At 62.9% G+C, this 14,181-nt stretch carries 12 protein-coding genes; 3 read left to right on the plus strand and 9 right to left on the minus strand.

Translation table 11 applies throughout. The features are described 5' to 3' along the window. Positions 1-24 precede the first annotated feature (24 nt). The 5 genes from argH to argC all read right to left on the minus strand — a co-directional run bounded on the left by argH (position 25) and on the right by argC (position 5,658). Positions 25-1,410: an argininosuccinate lyase gene (argH, locus tag ACPW74_RS16550; RefSeq protein WP_223914994.1), complete on the minus strand. Its 1,386-nt coding sequence runs from the start codon at positions 1,408-1,410 to the stop codon at positions 25-27. 202 nt (positions 1,411-1,612) lie between these two features. Further along, positions 1,613-2,848 carry an argininosuccinate synthase gene (locus ACPW74_RS16555; protein WP_010675687.1) on the minus strand — a complete coding sequence of 412 codons (1,236 nt, stop codon included), beginning with the start codon at positions 2,846-2,848 and terminating at the stop codon, positions 1,613-1,615. Between the two features lie 56 nt (positions 2,849-2,904). Continuing rightward, entirely contained in the window at positions 2,905-3,822 is a 918-nt protein-coding gene (locus tag ACPW74_RS16560; protein WP_010675688.1) for an ornithine carbamoyltransferase, read from the minus strand. A gap of 25 nt (positions 3,823-3,847) precedes the next feature. Continuing rightward, positions 3,848-4,627, minus strand: a complete 780-nt coding sequence (gene argB, locus ACPW74_RS16565) for an acetylglutamate kinase (RefSeq protein WP_279981912.1) — start codon at positions 4,625-4,627, stop codon at positions 3,848-3,850. A gap of 23 nt (positions 4,628-4,650) precedes the next feature. After that, complete coding sequence (gene argC, locus ACPW74_RS16570; protein WP_010675690.1) at positions 4,651-5,658, minus strand: N-acetyl-gamma-glutamyl-phosphate reductase; 1,008 nt, start codon at positions 5,656-5,658, stop codon at positions 4,651-4,653. A gap of 261 nt (positions 5,659-5,919) precedes the next feature. On the opposite strand from argC, the gene argE reads away from it, so the two are divergent. Together argE and ppc are read left to right on the plus strand one after the other, a co-directional pair. Continuing rightward, positions 5,920-7,065 (plus strand): acetylornithine deacetylase, encoded by a 1,146-nt coding sequence (gene argE / locus ACPW74_RS16575; protein ID WP_201933081.1) that lies wholly within the window; start codon positions 5,920-5,922, stop codon positions 7,063-7,065. Positions 7,066-7,278: 213 nt separating this feature from the next. Then, complete coding sequence (gene ppc / locus ACPW74_RS16580) at positions 7,279-9,912, plus strand: phosphoenolpyruvate carboxylase (protein WP_010675692.1); 2,634 nt, start codon at positions 7,279-7,281, stop codon at positions 9,910-9,912. Positions 9,913-10,081: 169 nt separating this feature from the next. Here ppc and ACPW74_RS16585 read toward each other — a convergent pair whose 3' ends face one another. Next, on the minus strand, positions 10,082-11,563 hold the full coding sequence (locus tag ACPW74_RS16585; protein ID WP_279981915.1) for a GGDEF domain-containing protein: 1,482 nt from the start codon (positions 11,561-11,563) through the stop codon (positions 10,082-10,084). A 181-nt stretch (positions 11,564-11,744) separates the two neighbouring features. Between ACPW74_RS16585 and ybaK the strand changes: the two genes are divergently transcribed. After that, positions 11,745-12,215, plus strand: a complete 471-nt coding sequence (gene ybaK, locus ACPW74_RS16590; protein ID WP_010675694.1) for a Cys-tRNA(Pro) deacylase — start codon at positions 11,745-11,747, stop codon at positions 12,213-12,215. A 121-nt stretch (positions 12,216-12,336) separates the two neighbouring features. Here the strand turns inward: ybaK and ACPW74_RS16595 are convergent, their stop codons facing one another. The 3 genes from ACPW74_RS16595 to ACPW74_RS16605 are packed head-to-tail and all read right to left on the minus strand — an operon-like array spanning position 12,337 to position 14,017. Beyond that, positions 12,337-13,065 (minus strand): GNAT family N-acetyltransferase, encoded by a 729-nt coding sequence (locus ACPW74_RS16595; protein ID WP_424930945.1) that lies wholly within the window; start codon positions 13,063-13,065, stop codon positions 12,337-12,339. A gap of 28 nt (positions 13,066-13,093) precedes the next feature. Further along, entirely contained in the window at positions 13,094-13,531 is a 438-nt protein-coding gene (locus ACPW74_RS16600; RefSeq protein ID WP_279981918.1) for a rhodanese-like domain-containing protein, read from the minus strand. 18 nt (positions 13,532-13,549) lie between these two features. Then, entirely contained in the window at positions 13,550-14,017 is a 468-nt protein-coding gene (locus ACPW74_RS16605; RefSeq protein WP_279981920.1) for an OsmC family protein, read from the minus strand. Between the last annotated feature and the right edge of the window lie 164 nt (positions 14,018-14,181).

Genomic DNA, 14,181 nt, shown 5'->3' on the forward strand with positions numbered 1-14,181 from the left:
TGTTCCCATGGCGAGCCGCTTGGCTTAACCCGCCCGTTTGGCCAGCCAGGCCTCGGCGGCGGTGAGGGCTGCCTCTATCTGCTCGCGAGCAACGCCTCCCTTGGCGACCCGCTTGGCCAGAGTCGCTTCCAGCTCCAGGTTTGGGTAAACATCCTCCCCCACCACGGGGCTGAAGCGCTGGAACTCGGGGAGGGAGAGTTCTTCCAGGGGCTTTTTCACCTGGATCGCATAGACCACAGTCTCGCCGACGATATGGTGCGCCTCGCGGAACGGAATGCCCTTGGCCACCAGATAGTCCGCCAGTTCGGTGGCATTGGCATAACCGCCCTGGGCCGCCGCCTTGGTACGCTCGCCATTGACCTTCAGATCGATCAGCACCAGGGCCGCCATGTCGAGGCAGTCGTGCCAGGTGTCGAGGGCGTCGAACAGCCCCTCTTTGTCTTCCTGCATGTCCTTGTTGTAGGCCAGCGGTAACGCCTTGAGGCTCATCAGCATGCCCATCTGGGCGCCGACCACCCGGCCGGTCTTGCCACGAATGAGCTCCAGCGCGTCCGGGTTCTTCTTCTGGGGCATCAGGGACGAGCCGGAGGTCACCGCATCGGAGAGCTCCACAAAACCGGCTTCACCTGTGTTGTAGAAGATAAGGTCTTCGGCAAACCGCGACAGGTGGGTCATGGACAGCGACGCCACGTGCATCAGCTCCACCACGTGATCCCGATCGGACACCGAATCCAGGCTGTTGCGGGTGGCGCCGCTAAAGCCCATGTCGAGCGCCAAGGCTTCGCGGTCGATGGCGTAGGCGGTGCCCGCCAGGGCGCCGCAGCCGAGCGGGCTGGTGTCGAGGCGCTTGAGGGCATCCTGCAGACGGGAATGGTCCCGCTCCAGCATCTCCACATAGGCCAGGGCCCAGTGGGCGTAGGTGACCGGTTGGGCCCGCTGCAGATGGGTGTAACCGGGCAGCACCGCGGCCTGATTGGCGCGGGCGGAGGTGACCAGCCCCTGTTGCAGGGCGGTGATGGAGCCGAGCAGCAGCTCACCCTGCGCCTTGCACCAGAGTTTCAGGTCGGTGGCGACCTGATCGTTGCGCGAGCGGCCGGTGTGCAGCTTCTTGCCCAAATCGCCGACGGCGGCGATGAGCTGGCTCTCGACCCAGGAGTGGATGTCTTCGGCGTCCGAGTTCAGGATCTGCTGGGGATCCTGCTGCACGGAGGCGAGCAGTACCTCCATCGCCTGCTGCAACTGAGCCTGCTCATCGGCGGTCAACACCCCCACCTTGACCAGCGCTTTGGCCCAGGCCATGGAGCCTTGAATATCCTGCTCCGCCAGCCGGTAATCGAACCGCAGCGAATCGTTGAACTGCTTGAACCGGCTATCGGCTCCCTGACTGAAGCGTCCACCCCAAAGTGCCATACTGCTCTCCTTGAATGCGTTGTCGGCGGCGCCTTGCGCCGTCGAACTTGAAATCTTGCCCTGTTTTTCTGCGAGCCTGTTATCTCACAGAAGCGGCCAGGGCGCAGCCGCTCTTGTCACACCCGATGAGGATGGCAAAGGGCCTCTCTGCCTGTAAAAGAGGGGGCCATGCCCCCTCGAATCAACGGGTGATAGCGCTTGCTTAGCCGTGGGTATGGTCGCCACCGATGGCTTGATGCTGCTCTTTCATGGCGCGGATCCGGCTCGCCAGGGTGTAGAGACGAATGAAGCCTTCGGCATGGCTCTGGTCGTACACTTCGTCGGCACCGAAGGTGGCGAAGTCTTCGGAGTAGAGGCTGTTCGGCGACTTCTTCTGCACCGCGGTGACCTGACCCTTGTACATCTTCAGCACCACTTCACCGTCGAGCTCCTCGGCGATGGCGTTGGCGGAGGCGACAATGGCCTTGCACAGCGGGGTGAACCAGCGACCGTCATACACTAGGTGGGAGAACTCGGCACCCAGCTTTTCCCGCCAGGCGCGGGTCGGTCTGTCCAGTACCAGCTCTTCCACGGCGCGCAGTGCGGCGACCATCACGGTACCACCCGGGGTCTCGTAGCAGCCACGGGACTTCATGCCCACCATCCGGTTCTCGGTGATGTCGATCCGGCCCACGCCGTGCTTGCCGGCACGCTCGTTCAGGGTGGTCAGGATCTGGTGCGGGCTGAGCGGCTGGTCGTCAACGGCCACCACTTCGCCCTTGGCCACGGTCAGCTTGACGTATTCCGGCTCGTTCGGGGCATCCTCTGCAGAGACGGTCCACTGCCAGACGGCTTCGGACGGCTCGTTCCAGGTGCTCTCCAGCTCGCCACCCTCGGTGGAGATGTGCCAGGCGTTGGCGTCGCGGCTGTAGATCTTCTTCAGGGTCGCCTTGCAGGGGATGTTGCGGGCTTCCAGATAGGCCAGCAGATCTTCCCGGGAACGCATGTCCCACAACCGCCACGGGGCGATCACTTTCAGTTGGGGCGCCAGGGCAGCTACCGCCCCTTCGAACCGCACCTGGTCGTTGCCCTTGCCGGTGCAACCGTGGGAGATGGCATCAGCCCCTTCTGCCAGGGCAGCCTCGACCATCGCCTTGGCGATCACCGGACGGGCCATGGAGGTGCCCAGCAGGTAGGTGCCTTCATAGACGGCGCCGGTCTTCAGGGTCGGGTAGACATACTCTTTGACGAACTCTTCCCGCAGATCCTTGACGATGCACTTGACCGCGCCGGAGGCGATGGCCTTCTGCTCGATCCCTTCCAGATCGTCACGCTCCTGACCCACGTCGGCGACGAAGGCGATGATTTCAGCGTCATAGTGCTCCTTCAGCCAGGGAATGATGGCCGAGGTATCCAGTCCGCCCGAGTAAGCCAGTACGATCTTGTTGATTCCGCTCATTTACTTCTCTCCGTGATGATTCGATAAAAAGGGGTGATTCCGGGTCGGTTGCCGGATTACTTCTGGCCCTGTCCGAACAGGGTCAGCAGCACGGCGTTCTGGATATGCATCCGGTTTTCTGCCTCATCCATGATGAGGGAGGCTGGGCCGTCCATGACCTCCGAGGTGATCTCCAGCTCCCGGTGGGCCGGCTGGCAGTGCAGCACATGCTGGATGCCGGTCCGATCGAGCAGGGCCTGGTTGATCTGATAAGGCATGAAGATATCTTTTACCTGCTCCATTGGTGTGTTGTCACCCATGGAAACCCAGGTATCGGTATAAACCACGTCAAAGCCTTCGATATCCGCGACATCATCGCTGATATGTATGGTCGCGCCAGATTGAGCTGCCAGCGCCTGGGCCTGCAGGAAGATCTGGGTATCCGGGCCATGGCCTTTCGGGCAGACCAGGGTCACGTCGGTGCCGAGGGTCGCCCCCAGCAGCAGCAGGGAGTGGCTCACGTTGTTGCCATCGCCGAGATAGGCCAGCTTCACCTTGGACAGGTCGCTGTAGTGCTCGCTGATGGTCATGAAATCCGCCAGCCCCTGGCAGGGGTGGTAGAGGTTGCACAGGCTGTTGACCACAGGCACCGAGCCGAACTCGGCCAGCTCGACCAGGGTCTGGTGATCGAACACCCGGGCGACGATGGCGTCACACCAGCGGGACAGGTTGCTGGCGAAATCCTTCACCGACTCCCGCTTGCCGAGCGCCCCGTTCTGCTGATCCAGATAGACGCTGTGACCACCCAGTTTGGCGATGCCGATGTCGAAGGTGACCCGGGTACGCAGGGAGGGCTTCTCGAACAGGGTGACCACGCTCTTGCCCGCCAGGGCCTGGCTGTATTTCTTCGGATCGGCCTTGACCGCCTTGCCAAGCGCCAGCAGCGCCTCGATCTGGGCCTTGCTTAAATCACTGTCTTTCAGAAGATGTTGCATCGGATTGTCCTTTTCCCGGTGGAGATCAGAGGGTGACCTGGGTGCCGACCGCGCCGCCAGCCAGCAGCTTGAGCAGCTGATCCGGGTAGCGCCAGCTGGCGACACAGACCGGCTTGCCCAGGGTTTCGGCGGCGTGCAGGGCGGCTTTCACCTTGACTGCCATGCCGTCCGTGATAACGCCCTTCTCCATCAGGTCCAGCGCGCTCTGCTTGTCCAGTTGCGGCACCAGCTTGCCCTTGCCATCCAGAATGCCGCTCACATCCGACAGCATCACCAGATCGGCGCCCAGCGCCTCGGCGATGGCGGTGGCCGCCTGATCCGCATTGACGTTCATCATCTGTCCGTCGGCGGTAATGCCGATGGAGCTCACCACCGGCAGGAAGCCCTGCCCCAGGATGCCGGCCACCAGCGCCGGGTTGCCCGGCTTGCAGTCACCGACCGCACCGAGATCCGGATCGAGCTGGGTCACCTGGCACAGACTGCCGTCGGCGAGGCACAGACCCACAGCAGGAATGCCGGTGGAGATGGCCTTGGCCATCATCATCTTGTTGGCGGTCCCGGCCAGGGCACCGGCAATCACGGGGATCTGCTCGAACGGGGTCACCCGCAGGCCGTTCTTCTTGGTGGAGGTCATGCCCAGCCCCTTGAGCAGGTCATCCACCAGGCAGCCACCACCGTGCACCAGCACCAGAGGACGGTGCTGATCATCCAGGAAGGTCTTCAGGGTGGCGAACAGGGCGGTCAGGGCCTCGTCGTTCTCGATCAGGGCACCACCCAACTTGATTACCAGCGTCTGCTTGTCCATCTTCTCGATCCTTTCTTAAAGCGTTAAATCAGGCCGGTGGCCGGTTCAAAACCAAACTTGATATTTATGCACTGCATGGCTTGCGAGGCGGCCCCCTTGAGCAGGTTGTCGATGGCAGAAACCACCACCAGCATGTTGCCCTGCTGCTGCCAGGCGATGTCGCAGTAGGGCGTGCTCGCCACGCCGCGGATGGAGGGCATCTGGCCGGTGAGGCGTACCAGGGGCTTGCCTTCGTAGGCCTTGAGGTAGGCCTGATCCACCTGGGTCGGCGTCACCCCTTCCGCCAGTTGCACATAGATGGTGGCCAGGATGCCCCGCACATAGTTGCCGAGGTGGGGCTGGAACAGCACCTCCTTGCCGAGGTGGTGGCTGATCTCCGGCTGGTGCCTGTGATTGAAGGTGCCGTAGGGATTGAGGCTCACTTCGCAGAAACTGGTGTTGATGGCGGCCTTGCGACCGGCCCCGGAGACGCCGGAAACCGCATTGATGATGGGCTGCCACCCCTGGGCAATCAGCCCGGCCTGTTGCAGCGGCTTGAGGGCGCACAGGGAGGCGGTCGGGTAGCATCCCGGCACGGCAATCAGCTGAGCGGCCTTGACGGCATCGGCATTCCACTCGGCCAGACCGTAGGCGGCCTGCTCCAGCCACTGCTCATTTTCGTGGGTGAAGCCGTAGAAGGAGGAGTAGAACTGCTGATCGTTGACCCGGAAGGCACCGGAGAGATCGAACACCGGCAACCCCTTGGCCAGGAACTTGGGCGCGAGTTCCGCACTCACCTCGTGAGCAGTAGCCAGCACCACCAGATCGGCCTGGGTCAGGATCCGGGTCATGCCGTCTTCGTCCAGAGGCAGCAGCGGCTGATCCAGCTTGCCCACCCACTGGGGATGCAGGGAAGAGAAACGTTTGTGGGCGTCCTGGCTGCCGGCGGAAACATAGAGGCCGAACAGCTCGAGTTGTGGATGGTTCTGGACCAGAGCGGCCAGTTCGGCCCCCGCGTAGCCACTGGCACCGACGATAACGGTCTTAAGCATGTTTGAGTATTCCAAGTCTGGGTTCGAAATTCACAGCATGGTGCTGCGGTGCAAGGGGTCGGCTATCGCCCCTTTGATGCAACGAGTGCGGAGGGGCAATTCAGGCGGATATGCGTCGTCGGTTACAGATCAGGTGACAGAACATTAACTTTCCCTTACAACTAGAGGCCTTGTCGATGAGCACTCGAACAGAATATTCATGCACTCACTTTGCATTTGTATTTTCTAACAGAAACACTCCGGGGACGCAAGGAGGAGCTGATGGCCAAACTGGATTTTTTTTCACTTTATAAGAATATTATTGCGATTCCCTCTATCAGCAGCACGGATACTCGCTGGGATCAGAGCAACGAGGCGGTGATCCGGCTGCTGGCCGACTGGTTCGGCCAGCTTGGATTCCAGTGCGAGGTGACGGCCCTGCCGGATCTGCCGGGCAAGTTCAACCTGGTGGCAACCTATGGTCAGGGAGAAGGGGGGCTGCTGCTCGCAGGTCACACGGATACGGTTCCCTTCGATGAAGGAGCCTGGACCAAAGACCCCTTCAAGGTGACCGAAGAGGGCAACCGCCTGTACGGGCTCGGCACCATCGACATGAAGGGCTTCTTCGCCTTTATCGTGGAAGCGCTCAAGGAGGTCGACCTCAAGACCCTGAGCAAACCGCTGCGCATTCTTGCCACCGCCGATGAAGAGACCACCATGGCCGGGGCCCGCGCTATCGCCGCCGCAGCCGAACTCAAACCCGACTACGCGGTGATCGGCGAACCCACCGGGCTGGTGCCCGTGGTGGCCCACAAAGGCCACATGTCGGAAGCCATTCGCATCACAGGCCGAAGCGGCCACAGTTCGGATCCCGCCAACGGCGTCAATGCCATGGAGATCATGCACAAGGCCATGGGTCAGGTGCTCAAGCTGCAGCGGGATCTGAAGGAGAAGTACGCGGATCACCGCTTCGCCGTGCCCCAGCCCACCCTGAACCTCGGCTACATCCAGGGGGGCGACAGCCCAAACCGCATCTGCGGCTGCTGCGAGCTGCACATCGACATGCGCCCCACCCCGCAGGTGGGCCCCGACGAGCTGATGGGCATGTTGAAAGAGGCGCTCTCCCCCATCGAGATCCACCAGCCCGGCTGCCTGCACCTGCAGCACCTGCACGAACCCATTCCGGCCTATGCCTGCCAGGATGACTCCGAGCTGGTGCGGGAGGCGGAAAAGGCGAGCGGCCGGGCCGCCGAGTCCGTGAACTATTGCACCGAAGCCCCCTTTATCCAGCAGCTGGGTTGCGAGACCATAGTGATGGGCCCAGGCCATATCACCCAGGCCCACCAGCCCGATGAATACCTGGATCTGTCGTTCGTCAAACCGACCACGGCGGTGCTGCAGCACCTGCTCCGGCGCTTCTGCGTCTAGCCAAACAGGGATGTAAGTAAGTTACATGACAGGCGCCTTGGGACAGGTGAGGAAAATACATGTTCTGAATCGGCTTGTTATTTGACCTTGCGCAGACAATCTGGGTAGATTGTCCCCCTAAGATGACGGAGCATATGTTGTAATCGCACAACAATAAGTGAGGTCGCCTCCCGCCTGGAAGGTCAGGAGGCACCAACAAAATAAGGATGTGGAATGAACGAAAAGTACGCCGCACTACGGGCCAACGTAGGCATGTTGGGCCAACTGCTGGGTAAATCCATCAAGGATCATCAGGGGCAGGCCTTCCTCGACAAGATTGAGACCATTCGCCAACTGGCCAAGTCTTCCCGCAAGGGGAACGAGGCTGACAGAGAGCGCCTGCTCGACACCCTGCGTACCCTCTCCGATGACGAACTGCTGCCCGTGGCCCGTGCCTTCAGCCAGTTCCTCAACCTGGCGAACGTGGCGGAGCAGTTCCACACCATCTCCCGTCGCTGCGAAGAGCAGGTCTGCACCCCGGACCCGCTGGAGCAGATGTTCGACAAGCTGAAAGCCTCCAACCTGTCCCAGGAGGCCATCATCCAGGCCGTGCGCGAGCTGGACATCGATCTGGTGCTGACCGCTCACCCCACCGAGGTGACCCGTCGTACCCTGATCCACAAGCACGTGCAGCTCAACGACTGCCTCGAGGCCCTGGAACTCTCCGATCTGCTGCCCCGCGAGCGGGACAAGATCCAGAGTCGCATCGAGCAACTGGTCAACCAGGCCTGGCACACCAATGAGATCCGCGAACAGCGCCCGACCCCGGTGGACGAAGCCAAGTGGGGCTTCGCCGTGGTGGAAAACAGCCTGTGGCCGGCCATCCCCGAATTCATGCGCAATCTGGACGAGCGCCTGCAACACCATCTGGGTGTGCGGCTGCCGCTGGATGCCGCGCCGGTCAAGTTCACCTCCTGGATGGGTGGTGACCGCGACGGCAACCCCTTCGTCACCGCCAAAGTGACCGCCGAAGTGCTGGAGCTGGGCCGCTGGATGGCGGTGAGCCTGTTTTACAAGGACATCAAGGAGCTCACCTCCGAGCTCTCCATGGCCGATTGCACTGACGCCGTGCGTGCCCGGGTCGGTGATAACCCGGAACCCTATCGCGCCCTGGTACGCGAGCTGCGCGAGCAGCTGCGCGAGACCCAGGAGTACCTGACCGCCAAGGTACAGGGCCAGGCGAGCGAGAGCAGGGATCTCGTCAAGAGCACCGCCCAGCTGCGCGAGCCCCTTGAGCTCTGCTACCACTCCCTGCATGCCTGCGGCATGGGCAACATCGCCGACGGCATGCTGCTGGACGTGCTGCGCAAACTGGCCTGCTTCGGCATCCACCTGGTCAAGCTGGACATCCGTCAGGATGGCGAGCGTCACGGCCAGGTCTTCTCCGAGCTGACCCGCTACCTGGGTGTGGGCGACTACGCCGAGTGGAGCGAAGAGGACAAGCAGGCCTTCCTGCTGCGCGAGCTGAACTCCCGCCGCCCCCTCATCCCGAGCGACTGGGATCCCAGTGCCGAGACCCGCGAGACCATCGACACCTGTCGCGTCATCGCCCAGCACGACCCCGATGCCTTCGGCATCTACATCATCTCCATGGCCGGCGCCCCGTCCGATGTCTTGGCGGTCCAGCTGTTGCTGAAGGAAGCTGGCTGCAAGTTCCGCATGCCGGTTGCCCCGCTGTTCGAGACCCAGGAAGACCTGATGGCGGGCACCGCCGTGATGGAACGCCTGCTGTCGGTGGACTGGTATCGCGGTTACATCCAGGGCCGTCAGTACGTGATGATCGGCTACTCCGACTCCGCCAAGGATGCGGGCATGATGGCCGCTGGCTGGGCCCAGTACGCCGCCATGGAATCCCTGGTGGCGCTGGCTGAAGCCAACAACATCCGCCTCACCCTGTTCCATGGCCGCGGCGGTACCGTCGGCCGTGGCGGCGCCCCCGCCCATCAGGCGATCCTGTCGCAACCCCCGGGATCCCTGCGCGGCGGCCTGCGGGTCACCGAACAGGGGGAGATGATCCGCTTCAAGTTCGGCCTGCCGAAGGTGGCCATCCAGAGCCTGAACCTCTACACCAGCGCCGTGCTGGAGGGGAACCTGCTGCCGCCGCCCAAGCCGAAAGAGAGCTGGCGCGCCGTGATGGAGCAGCTGGCGTCTGTCTCCTGCGATCACTACCGCAGTATCGTGCGCGGTCACCCGGACTTCGTGCCTTACTTCCGTGCTGCCACCCCGGAGATGGAGCTCGGCAAGCTGCCGCTCGGTTCCCGCCCCGCCAAGCGCAAGCCCAACGGCGGTGTCGAGAGCCTGCGCGCCATCCCCTGGATCTTCGCCTGGACCCAGAACCGGCTGATGTTGCCGGCCTGGCTCGGCGCCCACAAGGGATTGCAACAGGCCATCGACGACGGCCAGAAGAGCGTGCTGGACGAGATGAGCCGCCAGTGGCCCTTCTTCCGCACCCGTCTCGAAATGCTGGAGATGGTGTTCCTCAAGGCCGACCTCTGGCTGGCGGAATACTATGACACCCGCCTGGTGCCGGAGAACCTGTGGGCACTCGGCAAGCAGCTGCGTCAGGAGCTTGCCGACTCCATCGAGGTGGTGCTGAAACTGCGCCCGCAGGGCGACCTGCTGGACGATCAGCCCTGGATCAAGGAGTCCATCAAGCTGCGCAACCCCTACACAGACCCGCTCAACGTGCTGCAGGCCGAGCTGCTCAATCGCTCCCGCAACCACCCGGAGACCCTGCACCCCGAGCTGGATCAGGCGCTGATGGTCACCATCGCCGGCATCGCCGCCGGCATGCGCAACACCGGCTGATCCCGGACCGTTGCAAACAAGGGCGCCCCGGCGCCCTTTTTCATCTCTGCCGGGCACGGGGATCCCGATATTGCCGCCAGCACAGCCCCCTCTAAGGGGGAAAAAAAACATCCACAACAAACAGGGCGCCATGAGGGTGCCCTGTTTTATTTCGCGATATGGCCTCTCATCAGGAGACCTGGTTGCGACCCCGACGTTTTGCCTCGTAAAGTCGCTGGTCCACGCATTGAAGCCAGTCATCCATGCGCCTGTAACTCATCTGATAGGGCGTGAGCCCCACGCTGATGGTGACGGTGATCGCCTGGTGCTGGTACAGGAAGGTGTGCTGCTCCACCTGGCGCCGGATGCGCTCCATGATGGTGTGGGCCTCCTCCAGGGTCGTGCCCCGCAGCAGCAGGATGAACTCCTCCCCGCCAAATCGCGCCACCAGATCCTTGCTGCGTACCGCCTGCATCAGCAGCCCCGCCAGCGACGCCAGCACGGCATCTCCGGCAAGGTGTCCATATACATCATTGATTTGTTTGAAGAAGTCGATATCTATCAAGGCCAGGCAGCAGGCCTCCCCTTCGGCAGGATGGTGCTGGACGTGATCCAGCAACACGTTGGCCTGCTGGAAAAAGCTGCTGCGGTTGGGCAGCTTGGTCAAGAAGTCATGCTCGGCGTTGAAGCGCAGCACCCGCTCCATGCGGCTGCGCTCGTCCTCCAGGTTGCGGGCGTGGATAAGGGTGCCAAGGGCCGTGGTGAGGGGCTCGAGCAGGCTGACATGGGTCTCGTCAAAGCCACCCGGGCGGTTGGCCAGAGCGATCATGCCGATCGCCTCTCCCTTGTGGCGGATGGGAATGCCGAGGAAGCTCTCCAGGTGCGGATGACCACGGGGGGAGACACCGCGACTGGCTGGATGGCTCGGCAGATCGTTGCAGCACACCAGGGTATTGTGGGTCACCACGTGCCCAAACAGGTTGTCGAGCTTGCTGAAGATGAGCCCGCCCCGACTCTGGCGCTGCTGCTCATACCAGGCGTGGGTCGCCTCGTCCCAGGAGACATTGGAGATGGAGGGGACATAGAGACTGGGACGACCATCCTCGTACTGGATGATGCCGATGAAACCATAGGAGCTCTCGCTCACGCTCAGCAGGCGCTCGAAGACGGTATCGCAGGCGGAGCCGAGATTGCGATCGAGCAGAAAACTCTGGTGCGCGGCCACCACGATGTCAAACAGCTGGCTCTGCTGCTCGACCCGCTGCTTGGCCATCACAGCCGAGGTAATGTCGTGCGCCAGCTTGACCACCCCCAGCAGGGTGCCGCCCTCGTCGCTCACGGGCATGTAGGTGGCATGGAGCCAGAGGGGGCTGCCACCTTGCCTGACCCGGCGAAACTCCCCTGACTGGATCTCGCCACCCAATACCTTCTGCCAGAAGAGATCATGCTCCGCCTGCAGATCCGGCGGCAACAGCATGAGATGGGACTGGCCCACCAGCGCTTCGGGGGGATAGCCCAGCATGTCGCAAAACAGGGGGTTGACCGACACCATGCGACCATCGAGATCGAACTCGACCATGCCATAGGCCCGATCAAGGGCGGTCAGCCTGGCAAGGGTCTCATATCGATCCATCGCGTCGATATCGCGAGCGCAAAGTGCTGTGGTATTCATGGCTACGATTCCTTTCGATCGCCGGCGCATTGCATTGGAATGCGGGGACAAGTGCCCAAATCATAGGATCCGGCACCCGGTTACGCTAACACAGGCCCCGATTGGGTGTGAAGACTGGTTCTTGCCACATCCGGCTCCCGGGCGCAGACTGTCTGGCCTTGCCACGGTTCGAGGAGACCCCATGACACCCGCCATCAACTTGCTGAAAAAGCTCAAGATCCCCCACAGGCTCTACCCCTACGAGTGCGAAGCCCACGACGACTTCGGCAAACATGCCGCTACCCAGCTGGGCCTGCCCGAGGCGCAGGTGTTCAAGACCCTGCTCGCCCATCACGACAAGCAAGCGGTGGTGGCCATCGTGCCCTCCTCGGGCATGTGCAGCCTCAAGCAGCTCGCCAAGGCCACCGGACTCAAGAAGGTGGAGATGATGAAGCCGGCGGAAGCCGAAAAGCTGACCGGCTACAAGGTGGGCGGCATCAGCCCCCTGGCCCAGAAGAAGCTGCTGCCCACCGTGCTGGACGACTCCGCCATGGCCTTCGACGAGATCCTGGTGAGCGGTGGCAAGCGGGGGCTCTCGGTCGGCGTGGCCCCCGGGGACATGGTCCGGCTGATGAACTGGATTGCGGCCCCCATCGGCGATCACCACGACTGAACAAAAGAGGCGCCATGACTGGCGCCTCTTGCGTCTGGATACCGGATCTGGCGCCTTGCGGGCGAAGCGCCCAAGGAACCCGACCGGAAACCGCCCCGTCCCCGCGGGTGATCTGTCGCCCTCAGCACGCCCCAGAGCGGCAGGCGGCGGTCAGTTCGGAGAGTCGGCGACGCTGACGCCCGGCATGGTCGAAGTTGCCGTCCTCCAGCCAGCGCTCGAAGCACCCTTTCAGGGCGGGCCACTCGCTGTCGATGACGGAGAACCAGGCCGTATCCCGGTTGTGTCCCTTGTCCACCCGCGCCTGACGGAAGGTCCCCTCATAGTGAAAGCCGAGGCGCAGGGCCGCCTGGCGCGAAGGCAGGTTCAGGGCATTGCACTTCCACTCGTAGCGCCGGTATCCCAGAGCAAAGGCATTGGCCATCATCAACACCATGGCCGCCGTCGCCAGCCGTGACTGCTGCATGGCGGGGGAGAAGTGCAGCCAGCCCACCTCGATGCTGCCCGCCAGGGGATCGATGCGCAGGTAGCTCGCCAGCCCCAGCGCCCGTCCGCTCCCCTCGTCGATGATGCCGTAGAACTGGGGATCCCGCTTGGTGGCGACCTCCCGCAGCCAGCCCCCCATGGCGGCCTCGTCCGCGAAAGGGCCGCTGGTCAGGTAAGTCCACATGGCCCCGCTGTCGGCACTGAATGCCTGCCACAGATCCCCCAGGTGGCGCTCGGGATCAAGGGGCTCGAGACGACAGCCCCAGCCATGCAGTGCGCGGTGGGGAGGGAACTCGGCGCCGCGCCATTCTGGCAGCGCACGCCCCAGAGGCTGCCCAAAGTCGTTGAAAAGGGCGGCGCCGGACAGGGAGGCGTCGCCCCCCTCATTGCAGCGTTCAACAGGCACAGGCAATTCCCCCTTCCAGCAGCACTCCGGGCTCGCTGCCCGTGGCGACGGCGAAACCGTCCTGACGCCACCAGTGCAGACCCCCTATCAACTCCTTGACCTCAAACCCGAGGGACGCCAGCTTGTAGGCCCCTTGGGTCGAACCGTTGCAGCCGATGCCGTCGCAATAGCAGACATACACCAGGTTCCGGTCCAGTGCCGCCGTGGTCGACGCCGTCATGGTCCTGTGGGGGAAGGAGATGGCGCCGGGAATGTGCCCCTCGGCATAGTGTGCGGGGGAGCGGGTATCGATGACCACGATCCCCGCCGCCCCGGCCAGCAGATCGGCGGCCAGATCCGCCGGATCGGTACGAAACTTCAGTTGGGCCTCGAAAAAGGCGCTGGCTTCGACGGCCCCTGCCACCCCTGTGCTCAATACATGACTCATCCTGAACGCTCCTGATGACTAGATGACGATCTCTGTGGTGACGACGGTGTTGACCGAGTTGGCGATGAAGCACTCCTCATGGGCCTGGTGGTGCAACTGCTCCAGATCCGCCAGAGCGGGCTCCCGCTCTCCCCCGAAGATCACCCTGGGACGCAGGGTGACCCGGGTCATGGCGAGGCGACCTTGCCCGTTTTGCGCCATGATGCCGACCGCTTCGTCCCGGTAGCTCTCTACCCGATAGCCCGCCTTCGCCGCCAACCAGAGGAAGGTGAGCATGTGGCAACTGGAGAGGGCCGCCACAAACGCCTCTTCCGGGTCCACATGTTCCGCCACCGAGTAAGGCAGCGGCACCACATGGGGAGAGGAGGAGGCCGGCACCCTGACCCCGCCATCAAACGCCCACTCATGGGCCCGGCTGTAACGCTGATCGACGAAGGGCTCATGCTCCCCCCGCTGCCAACTGATGGTGGCACTGTATTCCGACATGCAGACTCCTTGTGTTGCCAATCCGTGCCGCCTGCTGGCGCCACTCTGTGACCACCAATGTAGCGACAAAATGGCCTTGCCACGCCGACCAATTTTGCCAATATGGGCAGACCAATTTCATCGAGACGCCACCATGACCATCCACCCCACCCGCTCTGCCCGTC

Source organism: Aeromonas sp. INTO2, from assembly GCF_049860605.1.
GTDB classification, from domain to species: Bacteria; Pseudomonadota; Gammaproteobacteria; order Enterobacterales; family Aeromonadaceae; genus Aeromonas; species Aeromonas caviae.

Coding starts and splice junctions, on each gene's coding strand:
- argH (WP_223914994.1), bottom strand. CDS start 1,410: ATGGCACTTTGGGGTGGACGCTTCAGTCAGGGAGCCGATAGCCGGTTC.
- ACPW74_RS16555 (WP_010675687.1), bottom strand. CDS start 2,848: ATGAGCGGAATCAACAAGATCGTACTGGCTTACTCGGGCGGACTGGAT.
- ACPW74_RS16560 (WP_010675688.1), bottom strand. CDS start 3,822: ATGCAACATCTTCTGAAAGACAGTGATTTAAGCAAGGCCCAGATCGAG.
- argB (WP_279981912.1), bottom strand. CDS start 4,627: ATGGACAAGCAGACGCTGGTAATCAAGTTGGGTGGTGCCCTGATCGAG.
- argC (WP_010675690.1), bottom strand. CDS start 5,658: ATGCTTAAGACCGTTATCGTCGGTGCCAGTGGCTACGCGGGGGCCGAA.
- argE (WP_201933081.1), top strand. CDS start 5,920: ATGGCCAAACTGGATTTTTTTTCACTTTATAAGAATATTATTGCGATT.
- ppc (WP_010675692.1), top strand. CDS start 7,279: ATGAACGAAAAGTACGCCGCACTACGGGCCAACGTAGGCATGTTGGGC.
- ACPW74_RS16585 (WP_279981915.1), bottom strand. CDS start 11,563: ATGAATACCACAGCACTTTGCGCTCGCGATATCGACGCGATGGATCGA.
- ybaK (WP_010675694.1), top strand. CDS start 11,745: ATGACACCCGCCATCAACTTGCTGAAAAAGCTCAAGATCCCCCACAGG.
- ACPW74_RS16600 (WP_279981918.1), bottom strand. CDS start 13,531: ATGAGTCATGTATTGAGCACAGGGGTGGCAGGGGCCGTCGAAGCCAGC.
- ACPW74_RS16605 (WP_279981920.1), bottom strand. CDS start 14,017: ATGTCGGAATACAGTGCCACCATCAGTTGGCAGCGGGGGGAGCATGAG.